The following is a 25,516-nucleotide window of genomic DNA, read 5'->3' on the forward strand; positions in this document are numbered from 1 at the left end:
GTGGATTCCGCCCGCTTCTTCGGGCGAATCAATCCTCTTTAGGCTGGTGGAGTGCAGTTATTCGAACCGTGCGGTATTCACCCTGCTGTCGACCTTGAGGGCCTTCCGGGAACGGGCCGCGTGGGCGAGCTCGGGTGAGCTGGCACGGTCGCGCCCGCCCGTCTCCCCCTCCTCCGAGCTTGCGCTGAAGGGGACGGTTGGCCGTGGTGGCGCCAGATTTATCGCTTCGCAACGGGCAGCAGGCCGCGGGCCAACGACGTGTGACAGCCGGGTCGATGACCATGCATGCTGTCCGGGAGCATGCCGTGCGATCTCGTCGCGCATGCCTGGGATCGGGGGTACGCATGGGAGAAGGGCTCACGACTGGCGAGATCGGCGCACTCGCGGAGCTGTTCACGGATCCGCTGTCTGCCGGTCAGTTGTTGAACGGGGCCGGTCTTCGCCGAGCGCATCATCCAGCATGGGTGGCGGGACTGAGCGCGCACCTTTTCTGGTCGGAGGTGTCGCGCCTGCTTGCCGCGGGTGTGTTGGCTGACGGCCGGGACCGGCTTCTGGCCGCGGCGCATGCCTGGTTTCCCGCCAATCCGGCGTTCGTGGGTGGCCCGCTGCCCGGCGGCGCCGCGGGCGACGTGGTCGCCGCGGTCGTCGCCGCCCGCCTGGCCTGCCTAGAGGTCATGTGGCTGGTCGCAGACGCCACTGCCCGGTCGTTCGGTAGCGCCGTCGCCCGCAAGGGAGCCCGCAGGTTCGCCCAGCGCGCTGCCCGAGAACACGGCACTGACGCCGACGCCCTTCCGGCTGGCAACGCCCGAGGCCTCGCCCGCGCGGGCGGCGACCGACTCGCGGACTGGCTCGACCAAGGGCGTGGCCGTTCCCTTGACCGCGCGCACCAGCTGACCGACCAGCTGGCCGCCGCCTTGGACCGCGCCCGTGAACTTGGCGGCGATGACAGCCCCGGGCTCGACCGGGCGTGTTACCTGGCACACGATCTTGTCAACCGGCTACGGATCCCCGCCCTTCGCGATCTGCGGACAATGTTGGACACGCTCAACGACCTCGGCGAGCACCTGATGGGCACGGTCACGGTCGAGGCCTCCGGACTGGACCTGTCCGCGCTGAAGGGCGTCGGCCTCGACGGCCTCGACCTGCTGGCCGGCGTGACCTGGACCGAGGAGACAACCTGGCCACCTCACCTGACCGAACCTCTACGCGCACGGTCCATCGAGACCAGCCCCGGTATCTACCAGATACGCGGTGACGAGGCCTGGGCACTGGCCTTCGCGGACGTCGACCGGCAGCTCGACGACGTCACGGCCACGCCAGCTCCCACACAGCGTCGCGAGACGAGCGGACCAGAAGACATGACCAGCGACGAACCCGCCTGGGCGTATAGCCAAGAGCCCGAGCCTTTGCCGCATACAGACCAGTAGGCGGAACGTTAACGATGCGGGCGCGGTACCTTAATGACCCGCTGACGACCGGGCCCCACGGTCGCGGCGGCCTCGGCCAATAAAGCTCATTTTCCCGGACGTGTCGCTCCGAAATAGTCGTCTCCCGCCCACCTGTACGGGGCGACGTGTACCACCTTGCCCTGTCCCGGAGCGCTGATCATCTGGCCGTTTCCGATGTAGATCGCGACGTGGTGGATGTTGGTGGCGGTGCCGTAGTAGACAAGGTCGCCGATCTGGAGTGGTTCTCCGGGTGGGACTACGGGGCCGGCTTCGTACTGGGTCTGGGCGGTGCGGGGCAGGTCACGGCCGGCGGCGCGGTAGGCAGCACGGGTTAGGCCGGAGCAGTCCCAGCCGCCCTCGGCCGGCCCGTCTCCGCCCCACAGGTAGGGAAGGCCGACCTGTCCCTGGGCGTAGAGGACGGCGGCGTAGCCGGCGTCGGACGGCGCGGTGTCGGCGGCGAAGCCGCTGGTCGAGCTGTACTTGTCAACCGCACCCGAAGACTTCAGTCGGTCGGCGCCGTGAGCTGGACACTGAAATCTTGGAGTGCGCCTAGTTGTGTGCGATCGTCCGGTTGATCTTTCAGTCGGAGGTCCGGCCGGCGCTCGCCCGCGGATTCAGCGCGATGTAGCTGTAGCCGGTCCCCGATTCGGTGTGGGGTTTTCACTCGTCGCGCGGGGCTGTCTGGCGATGGCGCCAGTTGTCTATGTGGGTGAAGTGAAGGTGGGAGTCGTGTCGTCGGAGCCCCGCCACAGGTACGCGGTCAGCCGTTGCCCGCATGCGCGTTCCTCGTGCGGGTTGGTGGGTGGGGGCCAGCGAAGCTGTTGGTAGAGGGCGGCGCGGTGCAGGTCGTAAGCGGTCTCGATCAGGTCACCGAAGAGCTGCGCCCGGGTCGGGACGGTAACGACAATCGTCAGCGCGGCGACGCCGAGGCCGATCGGGACGGCCAGGTAGGTGAAGGGAGCGAACGCGCAGAACAGCAGGCCCCACATGGCGGTGGTGACGGCGGTGTCGAGGCTGGCACGGATGGTGAGAATCTCCTCGCGGATCGCGTCGGGGAGCAGTGTCCAGATCCTGGGCCACAGCGCGACGGTGTCCAGGCCGTACTTGTCTATGGGGCGGCGTTCGGCGGCGCGCAAGATGTTTCCGATCGGTGTGGGCATGAAGTAAGCGGGCGCGGCGGGCCGACGACGACGGCGACGTTCCAGCCGGGTATAGGTGGCGAGGTCCTCGGCGGTGGGGGCGGTTGACTCGTGGGCTCGGTTGTAGGCCTGCTGCCAGGCCGAGGCCTCGGCGGCGGCGCGGCGCGCGAGCCTGTCGGTGAGCCGGTGATGTAGCGGTCCGGCCCATGCCGGCCAGTAGCCCTCCAGCAGCCGCAGAGCGGGGGTGGCGAGTCGGTTCATGACGATCCCGGATGCGGCGACGGCGAGCAGGACGGTCAGGATGACCGCGACCTGGGTCGCGGGGGTCTGCCGGTCGAGCCAGCCGGTCTGGGTGGACAGGGTGTGCAGGCCGCCTCGATGGCGGGCGAAGGCAGCCAGCCCAGCTAGCCAGAAGACGAGTGCGGGGACGGAGGCGGTGGCCCATCGGTCGGCGAGCTTGTTCCCGGCGGCCTCCCAGAATGCGGTGAGCACGCGGCCGTCAGCTCCGGACCAGCGGGACCTGGTGGGTTTTGCAGTCCGGAACCGGGGTGCCGATTTCTGGCCGGTACCAGACGTAGTCGCCGCCGCGCGGGCAGGTGTAGCGGTTCGCGCCGATCAGTCCGGCGTCACCGGCTGGAGAGGCCATGCCGCCGGCGCCACGCGGCACGTAGGGCGGCTGAAGGTAGGGCGGCCTGTAGTGGGGTGCGTCGGCCAGCGTCTCGGCGAGGAACCAGCGGGTGTCCTCATGTTCGTCAAGCACCATCTGAAGCTGGCTGCTGGTCTGCACCCGGCCGGCGGAGCTGTTGAGGTGGTCGGCGATCTGCCGGTCCAGAGGTCCGGCGGCATCCGGTCCGACCAGGTCTGTCAGGTAGGGCCGGATCGTTCGCGCGGCTTCCAGCACCCCGTCGTCATAGGTTCCCATCAGTCCCCCTGCGCGCGTCGTACTGATCTCACGACCGAGTTTTCCAGGTTCACGTCAGGCGCCGCTGTGGATGTGCGACGCCCACACCGACGGCATGTGTGCCCATCGGTTGCGCAGCCGGCGGGTCGCGGCATGCAGCGCGGCAGCTGCGTCGATGACGCCGTCGGCGTCAGGGAGGGCGGTGTAGATATCGCGGGCGAGGGTCGCGGCGTGCCGATCATTGATCGGCGACAGGGTGCCGATCACGTGCCGGTAGCCGGCTAGTTGGAACGCCGAGGCGAGGTGGATCGCTTCGTCGGCCAGCCGGTTACCTGGGCGGGCTGTCGAGCAGGCCGATAGGAACGCCAGCTGAGCATCGTCCAGACGCAGCCGGGCCACGTCGACCACGGTCAACGGCTGCTGCCGGTGGTCTTGGAGGAGCAGCCGACTGGCAGAAGGGTGACTGGGGTCGCTCGACCCGTGGCAGGCGAGATGCGCCCACCCCGCCGTGGGCAGCGCGGCAAGCACCGCCGCGCGGGTGGCCTGAGGTCCGACAAGCGTGCTGGTCCGGTCCGGGAAACGCTGCTGGAGCATGGCGACCTCCGCATCCGCACCGGGAAGATCAGCGGCCTCAGGGGTGTGCGGCATCGCCACCACCAGCCGGCTGTCCGAACCGAGCCGTCCTCGGTCGACGTCTCTGTCGCCTGAGTGGGTCCGGCGGGCGTAGATCAGCGCCCGGATGGTCGGGGTGTAGGACGACACCACTCGGTCAACCACCGTTTTCGGGGCGGGATCGAAGCGGGTGGCGTGGTGGCCGGCGGCGTGCAATGGCAGGAACGACAGCAGTCCGGACACACACCACCACAGCCGCGGCCACTCCTCGTCCTTCTGGGGCGGTCCGGTGATGCCTAACCGGTCCAGGACCGGGCCGGTGACGGCGTCCCACAGCCAGCCGAGCGTGTCCGCCAGCCGCCGTTGCGCGGCACCCCAACCTTCGGTACCTCCGTCTGGCGAGGACACCTCGTCGAGGGCTGCGAGGAATCCGTCCGCCTGGTCGTAGACGGCCTCGGTAGTTAGAGCCACCAGCGGCACCGGCTCCAGGACACCTCCGGTGGTCAGGATCAGCGCGTGCGAGCCGAACCGGGAGACGTTGACGACGACGACCGGACCGCTCGCCGCAGCCGCCGTCAGGTCCTGCACCGGTGGTGGACGCAGGAAACGCGCGAAGGCCGGCAGGTCCCGGATCTCGCCGATCGTCTGGTCGAATGCGTCGGCTAGCTGCCGCCGTCGCTCCACGTCGCCGCGTGCTACGTCGACGTTATGGTCCCACCCGGGAGGTGTCGTCACCGGTCGCGTACCCAAGCCATCGGCCCTGTCGAGGTCGTCACGCAGAGCGATGAACCGTCTGGCTAGGTCCGGAAACTGCTCAGCGAGCGCGGTCAGGTCGGTGCGGGTGTCCAATGCCTGACCCAGCAGGACCCCACGGCCCTGCTCGAAGAGTTCGATCGCGCGTTCCGCTAGGCCGGCGTGCACGCAGCATGCCGCCGCTTGCGATCCCAGGCCGCCTAGCTCGGCGAGTAGATGTTCCTGGTCGCCTCGGGCGAGGCTACGCGGTGCCACCCGTCCCAGGAGGTCAACGGCTGCCGCGAAACCCGCGACGGCCTCGTCCCACCGCATCCCGTCGGCAGCGGTGTGTCCCCAACCGCGTGCGGCCCGCGCGCGAAGCCGAGGTGACGCCACCTCGACGGCCACGGCGGCCCGACTCGCGGCGATCGCCTCGTCTAGATCCGCCTGGTCGCCGTACTGCTCGAACCGGAGGCTTAGGGCGGTGCCCAGGTTAGAGAGCCATGCGGCGCGGTAGGGATGATCGGGCGGGCTGGCGTCCAGCGCCCCGCGGCACGCCATGACCGCCTCGTCTAGATCGGCCTGGCTGGGTGATCGCTCGAACCGGGTCAGCAGGGCGATGCCCAGATTGGAAAGCCACGCGGCGCGGTAGGGATGAGTGGGTGGGCTGGTGGCCACTGCGTCGCGGCCGGCGGTGACCGCCTCGTCCAGATCCGCCTGGCTGTCCAACAGTTCGAACCGGGTCAGCAGGGCGCGGCTGAGGTTGGACAGGTAGCTGGCCATGCCCGGATGGTCGGGTGGGCTGGTGGCCACTGCGTCGCGGCCGGCGGTGACCGCCTCGTCCAGATCCGCCTGGCTGTCCAACAGTTCGAACCGGGTCAGCAGGGCGCGGCTGAGGTTGGACAGGTAGCTGGCCATGCCCGGATGGTCGGGTGGGCTGSTGGCCACTGCGTCGCGGCCGGCGCTGACGGCGTCGTCCAGATCCGCCTGGCTTCCCGTCCACTCGGACCGGATAAGCAGCGCGGCGGCGAGGTTGGACAGCCATCCGGCCCGGTGGGGATGGTCAGGTGGGCTGGCTGCCAGCGCCGCCCGGCCGGTGCTCACGGCCTCATCCAGGTCTGCCTCGCTGCCCGTCCGCTGCGATCGGATACGGAGCGCAAGACCAAGATTCGCCCCTGCCGTGGCACGGTCGAGATGATCGGGTGGACTCGCCGTCACCGCGTCGCGGGCGGCGCCGATGGCCTCATCCAGATCCGCCCGGCTGCCCAACAGTTCGAACCGAGCCTGTAGCGCCGTGCCCAGGTTCGTTACCAGAGCGACCTTCGCAGGGTCGCCGGGTGCCCAGGCGGCCAGCGCCGCCCGGCCGGCTCTGATGGCCTCATCCAGGTCCGCTTGGCTGCCCGTCCGCTCGGACCGGAGACGTAGCGCGGCCACATGGTTAGCCACCATCGTGGTTCTTTCCGGGTGGTGTGAGCTGACAGCCAGCGCTTCGCGGCCTGCGCTCACGGCCTCGTCCAGATCCGCCTCGCTGCCCGTCCACTCGGACCGAATACGCAGCGCGGCGGCCAGGTTGCCCAGTCGTTTGATCATTTCCGGATGGTCGGGTGGGCTGGCAGCCACCGCGTCGCGACCCACGCTGATGGCCTCGTCCAGATCCGCCCTGCTGCCCCACCGCTCGGACCGGGTACGCAACGCCGCCCCGAGGTTGGACAGCCATCCGGCCAGGTTGGGATCGCCGGGTCGAAGGGCGGCCAGCGCCGCGCGGCCTGCGACGACTGCCTCATCCAGATCCGCCCTCCTGCCTGACCACTCGAACCGGACATACAGTGCGGCAGCCAGATTGGCCAGTATCCCGGCCTGCGCCGGATGGTCGGAAGGACAGATGTCCAGCGCCTGCCGATGCAGGTCGATCGCCGCGGTCAGCCCGGCACGGTCACCGGTACGCACCGTGTTCCGCATAAGTTCCTCGGCGCGCATCGCCGTGATCTGCAGACGGGCGATTAAGACGGGATTACGTCTGTCGAGTCGCGCTCGGAACTGTTCCAACCGTGCCCACACCTCTGCTACCGCCTTCATCGCGACGTTGCTACACGCCCCTGCTCGCCAAGTTAAGAGATCATATTGGCATCAAGGGTCGAGTTGGGTCCTGCCTACCGATCGGTCGGCTCCACTTAACGATCTAACCAGCACGATGATGGTGTCCGCCGCCCGAAGCCGGACATGGAGGACGCCGTAGGGGCCGAGGTCACCGCCGATCAGCGGACGACGCCCGACGCGTCCTCGCGCGCCACCTCGACCACCGACTCGGCCCACATCGCTGAACGGCGTGCACGGAGCGCGAGCGGCCGAGGCCGGCAAACGGCGCTCCAGGCTCCCGTCGTCCGCCGCCTGCGCCCGTGTCAGCCAGCGGTTGGCGTACTCGCTCCGAGGTAGAGCTCTGATCCCCATCGGGCACCCACCGTCGCGGGAAACGGTTCGACGCGGACGTAAGCCCCCTCGTGAGGCGCGTCCACCATCATCGCCTGGCCATTCTGGATACCAAGGAAGATGCCGACATGGGTGACCTTGGCTGGTCCGCCACCGAAGAACACCAGGTCCCCCGGCAGCAGGGGCCTATCAGCTGAAACAAGCGGGCCGGCGTTGTACTGGCCCTGGGCCGTACGAGGGATCTGGGMACCCGCGGCGGCATAGGCGGCAGCCGTCAGACCACTGCAGTCGAACCCGGGCTCGCCATTACCACCCCAGACGTAGGGCTTACCGATCTGCCCGCAAGCGAACTGAACGGCAGTCAGCGCGACGCTACTGAAATGATCTATCCCGGACTGAAACGATGACTGAAATGTAGCGCACGCTACTGAAGCGTTCGGGTTCGGTTCAGAGTACTGGGTGGCCTGGGTGAGGACCTGAGCGACGTAGGAATCGTCATGGTTATACGCCCACAGCGCCCCGGTCAGGTCGGTGGCGACGTGGTTGTCGCACAGGTAGGCCGCGGCGGCGTAGACGGCGTCCTGGGGGTTGTGGAGCGACGGCGGGTCCGCGCCGCCCGCTGGTAGCTGGTGGTGGGCGACGACCTCGGCGAAGGTCGGGGCGAGGAACTGCATGGGACCGCCGGCGCCGGCGCTGTTGGTGCCGCTGGCCACGCCCGGCAGCCGACTACGACCGTGATCGGATTCGACCTTGCCGATGGCGGCGATTGTCGTCCAGGACAGGCCGGGGCAGGTCGCGGCGGCCTGCATGTAGAGGTTCGGCGGCGGCACCTGTCATCACGATGAGCAGGACCACGGCGGCGACGGCGGCGGTGAGGTATTTGGTCGTGGTCGCTCACCCCCCGGTACCGCTCGGGGGCATCGGTGTGGGCGGGCGCAGGCCCGGYCGTGCCGAGGTGTCACCAGAGCGGCCGTCGATCGGGTCGGGGGGTCGTAGCCGGGGCCAAGCGGAGGTGAGCTGGTCGAGGGGGAGCCGTCCGCCGCGGGCCGTGGTCAGGGGCAGCCAGCGGGGAAGGGTGGGATCGAGCTGGGCGTCGGCGGGGGCGAGGGTGGCGGCGGTGGTGGCGACCGGGACCATGTCKGGCTGGTCGAGCCCGGCCAGCGCCGTGGCGAGCGTTCGCCGCGCGTTGGTCTCCCGTCCGGCGGTGGGGAACCAGAACAGCACCGGGGTGCTGATCCTGGTCGCCGCCGCGAGCCGGCCGTAGTCGCCGATCTTCAAAGCGAGCCGGCCCAGCTGTTCGGTGGCCCAGTCGAGTTCGAGGAACCATTCGATCTCGCCCCGGGCGGTGCTCCAGCGGCCGTAGGCGTCGGGGCGGACGATGTCGCCGAACGCGCGTAGGCAGCGGGTTTCTGACCACCAGGCGGTCAGGGTGCCKGGTGGGGTGGGGCGGCGGGCGTGGGCGATCAGGGCGGTGAAGAAGCCATTGACGGCGACCGTGTGCGCCAAGCGCAGCGAGTGGGCGACGGCCATCGCACGGGTGTGGCGGTAGCCGGTCTCCTTCAGCTCGATGCTGTCCTCGGCGGCGAGCACACTGGCGCCGGCGATGTCACAGACGTAGTGCGCCGGGGGCTGGCCCTGCCCGACGGGAACCAGGGGCTGGAAGCGGTCGAGGACCCGCCACCGGTAGAGCTCGAGTAGCCGGCGATTCGCGGCCCGTTGGCTGGACCAGCCGACCTCGACGATCTGGTGGGTGGTCAACACCCGGTGCTCGTGGGCCAGCCGGGTGATCCACCGGTCGCGGGGCGAGAGGTGGCGGGCGAGATAGGTGACCAGCGCGGCGTCGGCAACGACCCGGCCGGGGGCCCGGGGCGGGATGCGCAGGGCACGTTGGGGCTGCGGGTAGGCGACCATGAGAACTCCGTGGTGTCAGCTGGCGGATCGGCGGGGGTCGGCCTGTGGCTGCGGGGCCTGTGGGTCCGGCGGCGTCGGTGCAGGGGTGGGTGTGCGGCGGCGCAGCTCGCGGCGGATCTGCGCGGCCCGGCCGGGCACTGGGGCGGGGAGCTTCTCGGTGCGCAGCGTGAAGGCCGGTGCCTCTTCTCCGACGACGACGAGGCGGGTGGCCGCGTGGAAGCGGCCGAGGTTGGCCAGGTCGTGCTCGGACAGGCGGGGCTCGACGTGGCGGACGAGGCGCTTCGCGTCGGCCGGCGACATCGTGAAGTAGATCTTGCTGCGGGCGTTCGCGGCGATGCTCTCTTCAAGGTGCCGTGGCAGCTGGGCGAGGTTCTGGTGCGCCAGGGTGATCCCGAGGCGGTAGCCGCGGGCGGCGGCGAGCATGTCCTCCAGCGCGTACGGCAGCGTGAGGAAGTTGTGGGCCTCGTCCAAGAACAGGCTGGCGTCCGGCCGTTTCCCCTGGGGCATGCGGGCGCGGCGGGTGGTGGCCTGCCAGACCGAGGACACGACGATCGAGCCCATGAGTGCCGCGGTCTCGACCCCGAGGGCGTCTTGCGCGATGCGGACCAGGCACACCCCGCCGTTGTTGAGCACGGCGTCCATGTCCACTGTCGAGGGGCCGGCGGCGATCGCGGCCCGGACGAACGGCCGTAGCAGGAAGCCTCTGAGTTTGTTCATCAGCGGGGCGACGGCGTGCGCCCGCGCCGGTTCGGACAGCGCTTCGTACCACTGCCAGTGGATCGGCGGAATGACCAACCTTCCGGCAGACGAGGGTCGCCGTCGTGCATGATCCGGCCGACATCGGTGCTGGCTTTTCGGACGGCAACGGACTCGACCAAAGCGAAGACCCGCTCGAGGCCCACGGCGGCGATGATCCGCCCGACTCTGCCCTCGCAGACAGTCCAGCAGTCCTAGGTCGGCTTGCAACCGACGCAGACCGTGCGAGCCGAGTCGCGGCGAAGCGCGCGGCCTCTCCGAAAAAAATCAGGCACGAGTCCGCATCCGGACTCATTCCCAGTCCGACAACGGACCGAACAACAGATGCCTTTCCGGGCCCAGACCGGCCTTTCATATGCGCCAGATCAAGTTCCGGAGCCGACGATTTTCCCTGCACCTCCGGGCAATCGCCACACCTCGGCCGCGGTACTATTTCCACGCACGGCCCGGGTACCGCACCATGCCCTCCCGGCACTTCCTGCGCCGCTAGTCCGATCATCCCGACGGCCGCGCCGGTAACCGACGCACAACTCGCCCCGGCCCCGCGGTCCAAAAGGTCCAACAGCCGTTCCTCAGCCACATCCGTTCAGGTGATCGTTCCAAAGCAGTCAGCGGACGTGGCAGCGAACGTGGCGATGGCATTGCTGCGACTGATCCAACGGGTCATGGACCGACGCACAGGGGAGGCACCGACGGTGCCCGAGGAGATCTCGACGCCGCCCGAGTAGGCAGAAGGGAAACTCGCATGACGATCCGGTTCGCGTTCTACGGCCGCGTCTCGACCGAAGACCAGCAGGACCCGGAGGCATCCCGGGAATGGCAGCTGACCCGCGCGCGGGCGCTGACCGCGAGCCACGGTGCGATCGTCGCCGAGTACTTCGACATCGGCCACTCCCGGGCGCTCCCATGGAAGCGCCGCCCACAGTCGAACCTGCTCCTTCAGGAGCTACGCGACCCCGGGCGGGGCTTCGACGCGGTTGTCATCGGAGAGCCGCACCGGGCGTTCTACGGCAACCAGTTCAGCCTGATCTTCCCCGTGTTCACCCACTACCGCGTTGCTCTGTGGGTACCCGAGGTCGGCGGACCGATCGACCCGGACAGCGAAGCCCACGACCTGATCATGTCCGTCTTCGGCGGGATGTCCAAGGGCGAACGCCAACGCGTCAAGATCCGCGTGCGCACGGCCATGGAAACTCAGGCCCGCGTCGAGGGTCGGTTCCTCGGTGGCCGTCCGCCCTACGGCTACCAGCTCGCCGACGCCGGTCCGCACCCCAACCCAGGCAAGGCCGCCGATGGCAAGCGCCTTCATGCTCTGGAGAAGGACCCTGTCACCGCACCGGTAGTCGAGCGGATCTTCGCCCTGTTCCTCGACGRCATGGGCTTCTTCCTGATCGCGCAGACCCTGACCGACGAAGGCATCCCCTCACCATCTGCCTACGACCGGACCCGCAACCCCCATCGTGACGGCGTTGCTTGGTCCAAGAGTGCCGTGCAGGCGATCTTGGCCAACCGTCGATACACCGGCCACCAGGTGTGGAACAAGCAGCGCAAGCATGAGGAGCTACTCGACGTCGAGGACGTCGCCCTCGGCTACGAGACCAAGCTGAAGTGGAACGAGAAGGACAAGTGGGTCTGGTCGGAGCGCCCCGCGCACCCGGCAATCATCGACGAGAGCACCTTCCTCGCCACCCAACAGCGCCTCAGCACCCGCGGCCCGGCCTCAGGACGCATCGGTACGCCGCGAACACAGCATCCCTACGCGCTTCGAAGCCTGCTGTTCCACAAGCAGTGCGGCCGGCGCATGCAGGGCAACTGGAACCACGGCCATGCCCACTACCGATGCCGCTACCCCGAGGAGTACGCCCTCGCCAACCACGTCGACCATCCTCTAGCCGTCTACGTCCGCGAGGACGCCGTCCTCCCCGCGCTTGACGCCTGGCTCGCCACCGCGTTCGACCCCGACCACATCGAAGCAACGCTCACCGCGCTGGAACGGGCACAGCCCGACGACTCCCCCGCCGCGGACCCGCTGCGACAGACCATCGTCACCTGCGACCGCAAGCTCGCTCGACACCGCGCCGCCCTCGAAGCCGGCGCAGATCCGGCCATCGTCACCGGCTGGATCGCCGAGGTCCAAGCCGAACGCGCAGACGCCGTCGCGGCCCTCGAACGCCGAGGCGACCGCCACCCAAACCGGGCGAGGCTCACCCGCCTCCAGATCAAGGCGCTCGTGGACGGGTTCGGTGGGCTGCTCGCGATCCTGAAGGAGGCCGACCCGGCCGACAAGGCGGAGGTCTACCGCGAACTCGGCCTAAAATTGACGTACGACCACGAGACGGAGACGATCATGGCCGAAGCCAGACCAAGATCATCCGTGTGCGCAGTGTCTGTGTCCGAGGACGGACTCGACCCATTCCTACATGATCGGTCTACGTGAGGTCTTCGACCTCGCGCTCCTCGCCGGAGGGAACGGGGCATACCGATGACCCGCACCCCTATGACGGCTGCCTCAACCCGGCCTTGAGATCGCTCCTGCTCCTGACCCGCGCGTGTGGCGGTGCGCCAATGGCTGTCCGCTGGTGCTTCGCTACGTTCCCTGTATGAGCTACGACATCATCTTCCTGCGACGGGAGCCTGGCCAGTCGTGGGAAGACGCGATCAACGCGCTCGAGGGCCAGGACGACGCACCCGCAGACCCTGMACACCCGCCGAACTGGGATCAGGTGGTCGCGGGAGTACGCACGCTGCTCGGCGAGGTGTCAGTCCGAGAGAGTCCCCAGGCATGGGAGATCCACCATGAGCCGACCGCCATCCAGGTGAGCTGCTTCTCCGGCGAGTGGTCCATCACAGTGCCRTACTGGAGCGAGGGACACACCGCCAGGAAGATCGCCGAAGACCTGCGCGGTCTCGCCGCCATCGTCCACGCCTCGACTGGACTCGACGCATACGACCMGCAGGTCGGCGAGGCCGTCCTGTCCGATGTCTGGGCGCCGGCGCGGGCCGCCTCCGTCTTCGACCAGGTCGCCGAAAGCTTCAACACGCGAGGCATCACCCGCGGTTGAGGTCGTCGCCACCGCCCGGCTCCGGCATGTGCGAAAGGCGTGGCCTCGCTTGCCGAGGCCCGTCCAAGCGGACCGGCTCCAGACAGGTCTGGCCGTGCCGATGCGTAGGAAGGATTCCGGTGCCGCCAGGACTGATCTTTGTGTTGCACTCGATCGGAGTCGCCTCTGATCCAGACGAGTACCAGGAAACCGAGAGAGGGCTGGGCGGATCCTTCCGGCAGCTGTCAGAGCTACGGAGCGACCCGGACATCGAGCGCGACGTGTCGGAACTCGCCGGGCCGCAGCTCGGGACGTGGCTGGCAAGCCTTCCGGTAGGCCGGGACGTCGACGTGCGAGTCGCCTGGCCCGTCGACCGGATCGGCGCACGGATGACGTGGTCGACCTTCGTCGACCACGTGTCGGACCTCTGGTACCCGTCGATGGACGACGTCGTGATCCTCATCGAGGCGAACCGACTCCTCGTGCTCGACCACGAGGAGCGCATCACCCTGTCGCACCTGACCTCTCCGCCCCACAGCTCAGAAACCACGGCCGCCCCGGAGGCGGCGCCATGAGATGCCCAGTGTGCGCGTACACACCCTCAAGGTCGACCGCCGCGACGGAAGCCCTCCCCCAGCCCCGCCAAGGCGCAAAGCCCAACAGCCGTCCGATCACACGCGCCTAACAGCCATCAGCACGAACAACCTCATCCGCCACACAAAACCGCAGGTCAAGCAACCAGCAGCCAGTTGCGCGCAACACATTCAGAACCTATCTAGCCGCCCGATTACAAGACGGCCATTCCCGTGTTTCCTGCTACCGTCCAGTATCAGGAAATGCCGATTGGTCCACGTCGCGGCCACGATAGGTGTTGTGGCGGGTTTCCTGATGCCGGRAAATGCCGCGCCGTCCGTACGCACAATGAGCACACGTCGGCCACCGATGACCGTGATGCCCTACAGTCACGGCCGGTGATGGCGCGTCGTCAACTGCCGATCCGGACGGACTGGATCCGGCTACCTGGGGTGACGCTGCGCAGGTAGCCGGTGTGGGGGCTCGGAGGCCACGGCATGATCGGATGATGGCTCGCAGCCGTCCTCGTCCGCCGGTCCCGGTCTCGGAGTTCACCGGCTTCCGGTTCCCTCCCAAGGTGATCGTTCTGGGAGTTCGCTGGTACCTGCGATTTGCACTGTCGTACCGGGATGCCGAGGAGCTGCTGGCCGAACACGGCATCGAAGTTGATCACGTGACTGTGTACAGGTAGGTGCAGCCCTTCACGCCGCTGCTGGTCGACGCGGCCCGACCGTGCCGGCACCGCCCGGCCGACAGGTGRCACGTCGACGAAACCTACATCAAGATCGCCGGCAGATGGCGGTACCTGTATCGGGCCATCGACCAGCACGGCCAAGTCATCGACGTGCTCGCCAGCGAACGGCGCGACCAGCTCGCGGCCCGCCGGTTCTTCCAACGAGCGCTCATCCACGGCCGCCAACCAACCGAGGTCACCACAGACAAAGCGCCCGTCTACCCGCGGGTCCTCGACGAACTGCTGCCCGAGGCATGCCATGTCGACGCGCGGTGGGAGAACAACCGGATCGAGCCCGACCGCAGCCGACTCAAGGCCCGGCTACGGCCGATGCGCGGGCTCAAACGGCTGCGCTCGGCCCAGACAGTCAGCACCGGACACRCCTTGATCCAGAACATCCGCCGCGGTCACTACGAACTCGCCGTCGACACCGATCCACGACTGCGGCTGTCGGTCGCGTTCACCGAGCTCGCCGCATCGGTCTGATCCTCAAGCCTGCCAGGCCTCCGCGCGCACCCCGGCCCTCCGAATGCAACAGGCAGCGTTGAAGACGTCCGACGTCGTCGCTGCACGTGCCATGGCCGAATTATATGCCGATATCGGCATGCTTCAAGGGCGGTGGCTGGCCCTGAGCCGGCCCTGGCCTGACGAGTCGAGGACGGGCCCTCGCGCCGGCCGTCGCGCGCGGGCGGCTGCGAAGTTTTGCTTTCGGCCCGCGATGACGGGGTGGGATCGTCGAGGGCGACCGCCGGCCCGGCGGGGACCGACGACGCAGGACGCGATGACGGCGGACGACGGCCTGGCAGCGGGGGGAATCGGATGGGGTCCGACTGGTCCGGCCGGCCTGACATCGTCTGGGTGACGGCGCTGCGCGCCCTCGACGAGCAGCACCGGACCACGTCGCTGGTGCGGCTTGGCCTCCTCGCCGTCATGTGGGGGGCGGTCGCGACGCTGCCCGCCCACGAGATTCCCCGGGGCGCCGGTCAGCTGGCGATGGTGACGGTCGGCTGTGCGCTGTCCTGCGTGCACGCCCGGCCTGCGTTGATGGACGCGGTCGAACGGCTGCAGGGCGCCGGGCAGCTCGCGGACCATCTCGTCGGTACCCGCGGACGGGCGACGTTCGACGTGCCCGGCCTGTTGGAGGCGTTCGGGGTGGTGGCGGCGGGGCTGCTGTTCGCCGGCCCGTGGCCGGTCACCGGGTTGTCCGTCGCTGTGCGGTCGGCTGCGATCCTCGCGGCGGTGGCGTTCGCCTGGTTGGTCGGCTTGAACTCGCTGATCGACGCCGGCTGGTACGCGCCGTACGCCCCGGTCGTCATCGGGTCGGACCGGAGCGATCAGCCCGCGCCCCGGGTGCTGCTGTTGTTCCGCCGGCTGGGCGTGCTGCTGCTGGCCAGTCTGGTCGCGCTCATCGTCGCCGTTCCCTGGTCGCCGGAGGTGAGCGAGGTCCCCGTCGCGCTGCGCGTGGCGGCCGTCGGCAGCGTGCTCGCCCTGGAGATCGTGCGGATCTGCTTTGAGCAGCTGCTCGCCGCCACGGTTGCCACCGTGCGCGACGCCGAGGACATCGTGCGCAAAGGTGCCGCACAGGACCTCCACAGCCTCACCAAGAACGCGGTGCGCCTGGTCGCGCAGGCGGTCGAGGAGGCGGAACCGAACCCTGCCGAGCTCCGTGCGCGCGTCCGCGACCTGCTCGTCGTGGTCGAGGAAAACCGGCTGGAGATGCTGACCGGCGACGGCGCGGCCCGGGTCCAGGACGTGGCCGCGCTGTGGCAGGCGGTCGTCCGGGTCCTGCCCGAGGCGCGCCGCCACCGCTGCCGCCTGGTCGAGGGCGGGAGCATCGTGCTGAGCTCGACCGACTACCAGCTGGCCCGGCGTGCCCTGGCCGACCTGGTGATGAACGCGTTGAACGCGGGCGCGAGCCGGGTGGAGGTGCGCCTCGCGGTCGGCGCCATGGCGGCGGATGACCGGTTCGCGCGGTTCGAACTCGACGTGACCGACGACGGCCCGGGCATGCCGCCGGACGCTTTGGACGACCCGGCCGGCAGCCTCCGGCTGCTYGACTGGGAGCTGCACCGCTACGGCGGCGCCATCAGTTTCGAGCCGGCGCCGGATCGGGGCGCGACGGTACACGTCCGCTGGCGGTCCCCGCGGGGGAACCGCGATGGGACAGACGAACCTCGCTGCGCTGCGGATGGCTGCCAGCGACCCGGGCGCGCGGCTGACCCGACGCCCGATCGGGTTGGGGAGGGCCGATGACGATACGGGTGCTGGTCGTGGACGACTATCTGGGCGCCGAAACAGCCGTTGCGCGGGCGCTTGTCGACGCCCCCGACGTGGAGGTGCGCGGCGTGCGCAATCCACGGGATCTGGCGGATCTGCTGGCTGTGGACTGGGACTTCCAGCTCGCGTTCGTCGACCTGCATTACGGGCGGGGAGTGCGGGAGAGCGGGCTGGCCGCCCTGGACAGCCTCGCCCAGCGGGAGATCCCCTGCGTCGTCCAGACGGCGGACGGCGAGGACAACCGACTGTTGTTCTTGCTAGCCGTGTTCAAGTTCTTCCCGGACACCTGGACCCTGGCTCCGAAGTCCGCGGGCCATGAGCCGGTCCGGCGCGCCATCGCGGCGCTGCGGGCCGGTTACCGACCCGACGACGGGGCCGCCCGCCGGTACAAGAAGGCGGCGCCGCTGCTGGACCGGCTCATCACGCGCCCGAGCGATCTGCTGATCTGGCGCGCGCTGCTGAACAACTTCCGGGAACCACAGGTCGCGCAGGCCGCCCACGTCTCCAAACGAGTCGTCTCACAGTTCACCGCCGACCGTCGGCCGGTCGTCGCGCAGCTCGAGGCCGACCTGCTCGACCGGCGCGCCGATCCGGCGGCCGACGCGGACGAACGCGGTGCCAACCTGCTCGAGGTTTCCGCGTTCGCCCGGCTACACGCCGACTTCTTCAGCGCTCCTGACGTGGAACGGCTGTTCAGTCGGGCCCGCACGGCCGGATGAGCGACGACGAAGGCGGCTGGTTGCCCTGCCTCGGCCTCGCCCTGAGCCACGGCCCCCTTGTCGCCTTCGCCGTGTGCCTGGCTGTCAGCCCGGTCGTCCATGCGCTGATCGCCCGGATCCTGGAACGTCGCTGGCTCTCGCCGCGCGGCGAGTTCGTCGCGCTTCTCTACGGGGATCCGCTGCTCGCGGTGGCCGCGGGCTTTGGCGTCGTGCTGTGCCCGGACGGCCCGTCGGCGTCGGTCCGTGCCGTGGTGCGCGGCGCACCCGCGTGGGCCATGGTCGCGGCCTGGCTCGCCTTCGGGCTCTGGCAGTGGTGGGCGGAGGTGCACTCACGGCTGTACGTGCCCGCGCAGGCCGTGGCGCCTACGAAGATCTGGCACCAACTTGTCGTCTACCCGGTGCTGGGTTATCTCGTCGTCGCTGCGACGGTCGCCGGGCTGGCTTCGCCCGGCCTGTCCGTCGCCCGGGTGCTCGCCCGGATCACGATCGTGGCCTGCGTGGCTGCCTGGACGGTCGCGAACGTCTACGACCGCCGGCACACCAAGCTCGGCCACCCGCCCTACGACTGGCGCCGGCTGCGGCCTACTCCACCGCCTTGGCCTCGGTCTTCCCGCTCGCTGCGCGTCGGCGTCCACCCGGCCGACTGACCCCGTCCGTCGGCCACGCGTTGCCATCCAGGTGATGGCCATCCCACCGTGACCGTCGCCGCTTGACCGTCGCCGGCCGGCGCCGCGAGAGCCGGCTGCGAAGTTTCGCGGGCGGCGGCGCGCAGAATGGCATATCGCCGCGCGTTCTGGGCCGCCAGGCGTGACGGAAGTACGCGCCGCGGGGCGCGCATCTGATCGCTGTTTCGTCTCCAAATCCGCCGCATTCTGGATTCAGGCGCAATTCCGCAGGAAGCCAAGGAATTCAGAAAGAAGGCGGGGACGGAACCATGGAGACGCTGCAACAGGACGACCCGCAGCGGCTGGGAACGTACGAAATCGTCGGGCGGCTGGGTGCCGGGGGGATGGGGCAGGTCTTCCTGGCCAGGTCCCGATCGGGCCGGGCGGTGGCGATCAAAGTCATCCGGCCGGAGTTCGCGGGTGACCCCGAATTCCGGGGCCGCTTCGCGCGGGAGGTGGCGGCGGCGCGCGCCGTGAGCGGCGTGTTCACCGCCGCGGTCGTCGATGCCGATCCGCTCGGCCAGCGGCCGTGGCTGGCCACCGAGTACGTCCGCGGCCCGTCACTGCTCGCGGCGGTGACCCGCCACGGCCCGCTGCCGGCCGCCTCAGCCGCCGCCCTCGGTGCCGGCGTGGTCGAGGCGCTTGCCGCGGTGCACCAGGCAGGTCTGGTGCACCGCGACCTCAAACCGTCCAACATTCTGCTCGCCGCCGAGGGCCCGAAGGTCATCGACTTCGGGATCGCCCGATCGATGGAGGCCAACGCGGCGACGCGCACCGCCGGCATCATCGGCACGCCGGCATTCATGGCGCCCGAGCAGGCGGGCGGCCCCCCGGAACCGAGCCCGGCGAAGCCCCTGAGCCGCGCGGAGTGGTCTCCGACCGTGGCCATCGCACCCGACGTCACGCCCGCAGCGGATGTCTTCGCGTTCGGCGGAGTCCTGACGTTCGCGACTACCGGATATGGCCCGTTCGGCCACGGCTCTGTGCCCGAACTGCTGATGCGCGTCGTGTACGGCCAGCCGGATATCGGGCATGTCCCGCAGAGTCTGCGCGACATCGTCTACGACTGCCTGGACAAGGATCCAACCCGACGGCCGACGCTCGACCAGATCCTGGACCGGCTGACCGACGCCGTACCGAACGTGCCGGACCTGCATCACCCTGGCTGGCTGCCGCCGACCCTGACTCAGGTCATTCTCGCGACGCCGTCCGTCCCGCCCGACACCTTCCGGTCCGCCGCCACCCCGGCGGGCGGCGTCTCCTGGCCGCCGCACCCGACGGGCCAGCGAGCGTCGGCCAGTCAATCGCAGGCCAACGTGGCGGCGGGAGGATCAAGCATTCCAGGCGTCGCCGCCGACCCTGCGGCGAACGGCCGGCCGACGGGCACCGACTGGCGGAGCGATCCGGCGGTACCGCACTGGATGGAGGCCAGAGACGGTCCGGGGCCGTTCACCGGCACCGGCACCGACGCCGGCGGGAATGCGTTCAGCCGAGCGACGAACCCGCCGCCATTCGACTCGTCGGTAGCATCGAGCCGCGCACGCCGAACGGCGCGGCGCTCGGTCGGTGCCGCGGTCGCGGTCGGCGCGCTGCTCGCGACGGGCCTCACGCTGGGACAAGGCTGCGCCGGTCCCACGCCTCCCGACCCTCCCGTGCTCTCCTCGCCTCCCTCGACGACTCCGCCTTCCTCAACGACTCCGCCTTCCTCGCCGCCGCCAACCGCTGACAGCGACTTCTCTTTCAACTACGGTTCCTCCGCCCCGTACAGCTGCAACCCGAAGCCGAGGTCCCTGTGGGACAGCGATACGGCGCCGACCACGATCACCTTTGTCAACAACCGGTCCGAGCAGATACAGATCTTCGAGCACGACCAGTACGGGAACCGGCTGACGCTCCAATACAGCACGCTGCCGCCCGGCAAGCAGACCACGATCAGCACCTACACCACGTACGCGTACGAGGTCGCCGACGACGCGCTGCGCTGCCAGGAGGTGTTCGTCCCCGCATATGGCGGGAGCACCGTCGTCGTCCGCTGACCGGCATCGATGGAGCATGCCTACGCTCGCTCACTATGACTGCCGATCCGCGTCCGGGGACACRCGCAACGGTCATCGTCGAAGCCGACCAGCCGTCATCCTCACGAACAGTCTCCACGGAAACCACATGGCCTTCTACCGGCGCATTCCGCGAAACCGCTGCTGCGGGCCGCAGGACCATGCATGCCCGCTGGGGCCCGGCGCGTCGGGCCGGAACCACCGTTCGTGCGRCTCTGTCTCACTTTCGGCTCTGGCGCACATTCGGTGGTGACGCACAGTGATTGTGAGACGCAACATCGCCCACGCCGACTTCGTCCTCGTTTGCGGCTTTCCAAGGCCGCGCGGCGGCGACATCCCGACCTCGCGCACGATTGTGACGCCGAGGACGACCAGCTCGCCGTGTATCCGCCGATAGCCCCAGCCGGTGTTCTCGCGGGCCAGGCGCAGCACCAGGGCGCGGATCGAGCGCACGGTGCGAGGCCGTCCGCGCCGCTGGGGGCGGGAGATGGCGGCGTGGTGGCGGGCGATCAGGTTGCGATGCCAGCGAAGGACGGTCTCCGGACGCGCCAGCAGGTGCAGGCCGCGCAGCGTTGGCCGGGGCAACGCGTGCAGGAGTGCCGCCAGCAGCGCACGGTCGGTGGGCTGGAACCGGATCCGCTGGCCGTCGAGCTGGCGCTGCAGCACGGCGATCTGGTGCCGCAATGTGAGGATTTCGACATCCTTGTCACGATCACTGCGAGGCAGCAGGCGCAGCAGCGCGAACACGTTCGTGACACCGAGGTAGGTCAGTCGAAGCACCACGAAGCGGGATCCTCCCGCAGTCACCGCCCCCGACGGGCACCAGGCACCGGGAGGGCCCAGGATCGGCCGCGACCGTCCCGATCAGCCCGGATATACTTTTCGGCAAGTACAGGGCCAGCACCGCGGCCGCATGGTTCCACAGCCGGTCAGGCTCGGCGGTCCGCAAGGCCTGATGAGCCAAATTGGCGAGGACGCTCTGGTCGAAACGGGCCTGCTCACGATCGGTCACATCGGTACTGATCGATGCCACCTGGCTGACCTCGCCACAAGGATCGAAGATCGGCCTGATGTGTAACTCGTAGTGCCGCCCGAAGGCCTCATGGATGTCGCAGCCCGGTTCCCCGTCCATCGCTCGCCGTATCAGCTCCAGCGCCCGCGGCACGTAGGCGAACACCTCGAATATCGACGACTGCTCGGCGGCCTTCAGGTCATCGATCAGGTCGGGGACGCTCATCACCTGACGTCGACACCTGACGTCGACCCGCCTTCGTACAGTTCGGGCATGCCGTGCACCCAGAGTGCGAGGAGGGTCCGGCTGTCCGATGCCGGGACAGGGCCATCCCCGGCAAACCCGTCCAGCGCCKCGGGTCGGCTACAGGGTCGCGACGTCGGTCCGACGACGGTCCGGCTTGAACGGCAGCGTGGTGACCGTCGCTCGGATCTCCCGCTGGGGCGTTCCAGGTCGGCCCCAGACGACTACGACGTCCGCGCCGGCGACCGCGCGGTCACGGTCGATCACACAGAGCGAGATCATGGCCCGAAGGTTAGAACTCAGGCACCGGCCGGTCGAGACACCGACAGGGTTGCCACAGACCAGGACCTGATCGAAACTGGGGCCAAGACGGCGAGGAATGTCCATCTGTTCCGGGATGTCGCCGCCGTGTAGCAGCGACGCAAACACTTCGCCGACGTCATCCGCGTTCCACACGAGGCCAACGAGCAGTCGGGCCGGCCCTCCGATCTCAGCCTGCGAGACCAGCGCCTCCCGACCAAGGAAATCGTGATCTGAGATCTTTCCCGAGGTGCCCCAGCCGAGCTCGCCCGGTCTCCGGAAGTAGTCGGTCAACCCATTCTTGGGAACGAAGCTCCCACCCATCACTCCACGCCTGAACTGTCGCGGAGCTCCGGGCGTCACGATCGCCGCCGGCAGGTAGTCCAAGCCATTCGTCGCGATTCCCGCCTCGATGTGCTGCACAGGCTGTGAGCGGAATCCGAGCTGACGGATTCCGAAATCCTCACCAGCAGCCAGGATGGTCGACCAGATCCCGCTCGCGGCGTTCGCGGATCCATGCACCTCGTACCCGAGTTCTCCCGAGATTCCGGTCCGCAGGACGTGCACCGGAATCTGGCCGATCTTGGCGGGCCGGCTTCGGTTGAAATTGACGTCGCGAAGGCTTTCCCCGGTCGCCTTCTCGAGCACAGCCAGGGACGTGGGTCCCTGTACTCCGAAGATAAATCTGTCCGGGCTGATGTCCGACAGCTCCGCGTCCCAGCTTCCGCGACTGAACTGCCACTGCGCCCAGTCACAGCTTCCCGCGGTGTAGACGAACTCCTCTGGACCAAGCCTGCACAGGACGCCCTCGGAGGCCACCCAGCCGTTCTCGTCGAGCTGGACATGATGTTTGACCTGCCCGGTCTCGAACCGGGACAGGTCGTTCATGCCAATCCGGCTGAGGAATTCCAGTGCCCGCGGGCCCCGTAGGTGCAGTTTGCTGAGAGACGTCCAGTCGCCGATGTAGCAGGACTCGACGTGGGCAACGCTTTCCTCGACCCAGTTCGTGTACTCCAGCGGAAGTAATATCTGCGCGAAGCGCCCGAAAGTTCCCTTTAAGTTCGCTTCGTCCTGGATTGCGGCCGCCGGGCTGAACAGAGCCGGGCGCTCCATGATGAACGAGGCCTCGGGAAGGTCAAGCAGTTTCTTGTAGTCCTGGCGCTGTCGCGACAGCACGTCCATCGCATACCTCACAATATTCATCGAGACATCAAAAGAGACCTAGACTCCGACCCAGGTCGTCCGTACTCCTGCGATGCGGCGCCGAAAGGGTGGATCTAGCGTCCAGATTTCCGCGGGTGCCTGCCACCAGTCCCACCACAGAGCTGCACCGGACCGTTCCGACCTAGGGCGCTCCGGAGGGGCTCCCTGCTCAGATCCGCCTTTGGGCATCTCCATCGATGCTGCGCAACGGGGTTCCACGAGGATCGCCAGTCTATGACACCTCTACCCCGCGGAAGCGACGCCGGATGCAACCTTTGATTCTCGATCCGGCGCGACACCCAGACGGTGACCTCTTGACGTTCGTCCGACGATCTGGGAAACCCTAGGACCGGTCGAAGGTCGCGATGCCAACCTGCGCGCAGCTCGAGCTGACCAACCTGGCCACCGACCAGCGTGCGTGATCATTCACGCTTCGACCCCACGGGTTTTCGGGTCAGGTCGCCATGTCGGCTGGTAGGTGCAGGGCGTGGAGGGCGGTGAGGGCGTCGACAGATTGCTGGACGTCGTRCACGCGGACGGCCCACGCGCCGGCCATCGCCGCCCAGACGTCGACGGCCAATGAGGCGGCTGCCCGCCCCGGTATAGGCCGCGGGACTCCGTCCGGACCAGCGAGTAGCTGGCCGAGGAACGACTTGCGTGAGGCGCCGACAAGGACCGGCAGACCGAACGCGACCAACCGGTTCAGGCCAGCGAGCAGCGACCAGTCGTGCTCGCTTCGTTTGGCGAAACCGAGCCCGGGGTCAAGCACGAGTTGGCCGGGATCGACACCCGCGGCGACGACGGCGTCCACCCGTCGGCGCAGTTCGGTGAGGACCTCGGTGGTGACATCGCCGTACTCGGCCGCGGCGTACATCCGCCGGCTGTGGGCCCGCCAGTGGGTGAGTACCCACGGAACGCCGGCGTCCGCAAGCAGATCGACCATGCCGGCGTCGGCGAGCCCGCCGCTGACGTCATTGACCAGCACCGCGCCGGCGGCGAGCGCGGCCGCGGCGACCTCGGCCCGGGTGGTGTCGACGCTGACCTGCACGCCCGCCGCCGCGAGCTCCCTGATCACCGGCATGATCCGCCGGCGTTCCTCCGTGGCGTCGATGCGGGCCGCTCCCGGACGTGTCGATTCGCCGCCGACGTCCACGTAGGCGGCGCCGGCCTCGTGCATGGCCAGACCATGGGCAACGGCGGCTGCCTGGTCGAGGAACCGCCCGCCGTCGGAAAACGAGTCGGGTGTGACGTTCAGGATGCCCATGACCAGGCATTGGCCGGCTCTCGGCACAAAAGCCTGGCCACGGCGGTCGGCAACGTTTCTCGCGCTCTGCACGCTGCTAAGACACCTGCCTCGTTCGCTCTGATGATCTGTCGTGATGCCGTGCTTCCGCGAACTATCCGCTTCGTCGACCGCCGTGTTCACATCGACGCCCGCCGTCCGATGACCAGTCGGGACGGGCCTCCGGTGCCGGTGCGCGAGGGGTTCGGATCGTGCTCGCCCGGCACGGCGGAGGTGACTTGTACGGTGCGGTACGTCATGTCACGAGACCGCCGACGGGCGCAATGCCCGGGATGTCGGCACGACGGTCGGCCTGCATGGCCCTTCGAGTGAGCACCGCCGCCTTGGCGAGGAGTTCGGCCCACTCGGCGGCGGGCCGGGAATCCCAGGTGATGCCTCCGCCGGCGCCGTACACGCCGCAAGCCGTTTGCCGGTCGACCACCGCCGTTCGGATCGCGACGCTGAAACGGGCCCGGAACGGCGCGGACGGCGGTGCGACGAGACCGACCGCTCCGCAGTACACCCCGCGCGGGCCAGTCTCGACATCGCGGATTACCTCCATGCTGCGCCGCTTCGGCGCGCCGGTGACCGAGCCGCACGGGAACAGCGCGCGGAAGATGTCCACGAGGCCGCGATCCGGATGCAGACGGCTAGTGATCTCGGAGGTCAGCTGCCAGACGGTCGGATATCGCTCGAGGGCGAACAACCGCGTGACCTCGACGCTGCCCACGAGGGCGACCTTGGCGAGGTCGTTGCGCAGCAGATCGACGATCATGACGTTTTCGGCGAGCTCCTTGGGGCTCGTCCGCAGCCGTCGCGCCTGATCGCGGTCCTCCGCGGGGGTGCGACCGCGCGCGGCGGTGCCCTTCATGGGTCGCGTCCGGAGGCGGTCCCCGGCCCAGTCGAAGAACAGTTCCGGGCTGGCACTGATGACGACGAACCGGCCGAGGTCGAGGTAGGCGTTGTACGCCGCGAGTTGCGCGCGCGCGAGCCGGGCGTAGAGGAGGTAGGGGTCTGCGTCGACGGCGGCGCGTAGCCGGTCGGTGACGTTGCACTGGTACGTCTCTCCCGCCGCGATGTGCTCGCGTACACGGGCGACGACGCGGGCGTGATCGTCGGCGGTCCAGTCCGGCGTCCACCGCGCGGGGCCCTGGGCCGCCGACGGCGKGGGAACCGGCGGGACCTCGGTCGGATCGCCGCACAGGCCGAACCAGATCAGCGGCGGGTCATCGGCCGACGCCGGCGCCACGGCCAGCCCCTGGTCGAATCCCGGCGCTGCCTCGTAGGAGACGTATCCGAACGCCCAGGCACCCGCGGCGGTGGCGCGCTCTACCTCGGCCAGCACGGAGACTACCTCGTCTGGGCGCTCGGCCGTGAGTACCTGGTGCGGCGGCGGGAAGGCAAGGGCACGGCCCGCGACAAGGTCGTCGAAGCGAGCCCAGAGGTGCGGGATCGTCATGGGGTTTCTCTGTGGGAAGGGCGGCGCCG

Annotated in this window: 18 protein-coding genes and 3 pseudogenes; 9 read left to right on the forward strand and 12 right to left on the reverse strand. The window is 68.9% G+C overall.

Translation table 11 applies throughout. The features are described from left to right. Window positions 1–344: 344 nt before the first annotated feature. Window positions 345–1,427 carry an effector-associated domain EAD1-containing protein gene (locus BCD49_RS03205; RefSeq protein WP_007516026.1) on the forward strand — a complete coding sequence of 361 codons (1,083 nt, stop codon included), beginning with the start codon at window positions 345–347 and terminating at the stop codon, window positions 1,425–1,427. A gap of 86 nt (window positions 1,428–1,513) precedes the next feature. On the opposite strand, the gene BCD49_RS46085 is transcribed toward BCD49_RS03205, so the two are convergent. The 7 genes and pseudogenes from BCD49_RS46085 to BCD49_RS03235 form a co-directional block, all read right to left on the reverse strand. Further along, on the reverse strand, window positions 1,514–2,062 hold the full coding sequence (locus BCD49_RS46085) for a C40 family peptidase (protein ID WP_335341671.1): 549 nt from the start codon (window positions 2,060–2,062) through the stop codon (window positions 1,514–1,516). Window positions 2,063–2,149: 87 nt separating this feature from the next. Further along, on the reverse strand, window positions 2,150–3,079 hold the full coding sequence (locus BCD49_RS03210) for a hypothetical protein (RefSeq protein WP_007516027.1): 930 nt from the start codon (window positions 3,077–3,079) through the stop codon (window positions 2,150–2,152). 7 nt (window positions 3,080–3,086) lie between these two features. Beyond that, on the reverse strand, window positions 3,087–3,509 hold the full coding sequence (locus BCD49_RS03215; protein WP_007516028.1) for a hypothetical protein: 423 nt from the start codon (window positions 3,507–3,509) through the stop codon (window positions 3,087–3,089). Between the two features lie 54 nt (window positions 3,510–3,563). After that, complete coding sequence (locus BCD49_RS03220) at window positions 3,564–6,908, reverse strand: CHAT domain-containing tetratricopeptide repeat protein (protein WP_241832241.1); 3,345 nt, start codon at window positions 6,906–6,908, stop codon at window positions 3,564–3,566. A 323-nt stretch (window positions 6,909–7,231) separates the two neighbouring features. Next, the gene (locus tag BCD49_RS03225) at window positions 7,232–8,089 is read right to left on the reverse strand and encodes a C40 family peptidase (protein WP_083401220.1); all 858 of its coding nucleotides are present in this window, start codon (window positions 8,087–8,089) and stop codon (window positions 7,232–7,234) included. A gap of 64 nt (window positions 8,090–8,153) precedes the next feature. After that, entirely contained in the window at window positions 8,154–9,170 is a 1,017-nt protein-coding gene (locus BCD49_RS03230; protein WP_007516031.1) for a replication-relaxation family protein, read from the reverse strand. A 15-nt stretch (window positions 9,171–9,185) separates the two neighbouring features. Next, window positions 9,186–9,944, reverse strand: a pseudogene (locus BCD49_RS03235) (TraM recognition domain-containing protein); the annotation flags it as partial. Between the two features lie 727 nt (window positions 9,945–10,671). On the opposite strand from BCD49_RS03235, the gene BCD49_RS03240 reads away from it, so the two are divergent. From BCD49_RS03240 to BCD49_RS03275, 8 genes and pseudogenes are all read left to right on the forward strand, one after another. After that, window positions 10,672–12,363 carry a recombinase family protein gene (locus BCD49_RS03240; RefSeq protein WP_083401221.1) on the forward strand — a complete coding sequence of 564 codons (1,692 nt, stop codon included), beginning with the start codon at window positions 10,672–10,674 and terminating at the stop codon, window positions 12,361–12,363. A 163-nt stretch (window positions 12,364–12,526) separates the two neighbouring features. Then, window positions 12,527–12,988, forward strand: coding sequence for a hypothetical protein (locus tag BCD49_RS03245; RefSeq protein ID WP_071041104.1), 462 nt, complete (start codon window positions 12,527–12,529; stop codon window positions 12,986–12,988). Window positions 12,989–13,107: 119 nt separating this feature from the next. Continuing rightward, window positions 13,108–13,542, forward strand: a complete 435-nt coding sequence (locus tag BCD49_RS03250) for a hypothetical protein (protein ID WP_007516036.1) — start codon at window positions 13,108–13,110, stop codon at window positions 13,540–13,542. A gap of 506 nt (window positions 13,543–14,048) precedes the next feature. Further along, window positions 14,049–14,759, forward strand: a pseudogene (locus tag BCD49_RS03255) (IS6 family transposase). Window positions 14,760–15,092: 333 nt separating this feature from the next. Next, window positions 15,093–16,526, forward strand: a complete 1,434-nt coding sequence (locus BCD49_RS03260; protein WP_007516038.1) for an ATP-binding protein — start codon at window positions 15,093–15,095, stop codon at window positions 16,524–16,526. Further along, window positions 16,523–17,269: a hypothetical protein gene (locus BCD49_RS03265; protein ID WP_007516039.1), complete on the forward strand. Its 747-nt coding sequence runs from the start codon at window positions 16,523–16,525 to the stop codon at window positions 17,267–17,269. Before BCD49_RS03260 ends, BCD49_RS03265 begins: the two co-directional genes overlap by 4 nt. After that, window positions 17,266–17,916: a hypothetical protein gene (locus BCD49_RS03270; protein WP_007516040.1), complete on the forward strand. Its 651-nt coding sequence runs from the start codon at window positions 17,266–17,268 to the stop codon at window positions 17,914–17,916. The genes BCD49_RS03265 and BCD49_RS03270 overlap by 4 nt, the downstream gene beginning before the upstream one ends. Before the next feature lie 287 nt (window positions 17,917–18,203). Beyond that, window positions 18,204–19,970, forward strand: a complete 1,767-nt coding sequence (locus BCD49_RS03275) for a protein kinase domain-containing protein (protein WP_007516041.1) — start codon at window positions 18,204–18,206, stop codon at window positions 19,968–19,970. A 297-nt stretch (window positions 19,971–20,267) separates the two neighbouring features. Here the strand turns inward: BCD49_RS03275 and BCD49_RS44755 are convergent. From BCD49_RS44755 to pabB, 5 genes and pseudogenes are all read right to left on the reverse strand, one after another. Next, window positions 20,268–20,771 (reverse strand): annotated as a pseudogene (locus tag BCD49_RS44755) (integrase); the annotation flags it as partial. Beyond that, the gene (locus BCD49_RS03285) at window positions 20,701–21,225 is read right to left on the reverse strand and encodes a PAS domain-containing protein (protein WP_131803358.1); all 525 of its coding nucleotides are present in this window, start codon (window positions 21,223–21,225) and stop codon (window positions 20,701–20,703) included. The gene BCD49_RS03285 and the pseudogene BCD49_RS44755, both read right to left, overlap by 71 nt. A gap of 138 nt (window positions 21,226–21,363) precedes the next feature. Beyond that, the gene (locus tag BCD49_RS03290) at window positions 21,364–22,725 is read right to left on the reverse strand and encodes a glycine cleavage system protein T (RefSeq protein WP_007516043.1); all 1,362 of its coding nucleotides are present in this window, start codon (window positions 22,723–22,725) and stop codon (window positions 21,364–21,366) included. 475 nt (window positions 22,726–23,200) lie between these two features. Then, window positions 23,201–24,010 carry a dihydropteroate synthase gene (gene folP / locus BCD49_RS03295; protein WP_071041106.1) on the reverse strand — a complete coding sequence of 270 codons (810 nt, stop codon included), beginning with the start codon at window positions 24,008–24,010 and terminating at the stop codon, window positions 23,201–23,203. A gap of 274 nt (window positions 24,011–24,284) precedes the next feature. Next, window positions 24,285–25,487: an aminodeoxychorismate synthase component I gene (gene pabB, locus BCD49_RS03300; protein ID WP_071041107.1), complete on the reverse strand. Its 1,203-nt coding sequence runs from the start codon at window positions 25,485–25,487 to the stop codon at window positions 24,285–24,287. Window positions 25,488–25,516: the final 29 nt, after the last annotated feature.

Origin of the sequence: Pseudofrankia sp. EUN1h (assembly GCF_001854645.1) — a bacterium.
In the GTDB taxonomy this organism is placed as follows: domain Bacteria; phylum Actinomycetota; class Actinomycetes; order Frankiales; family Frankiaceae; genus Pseudofrankia; species Pseudofrankia saprophytica.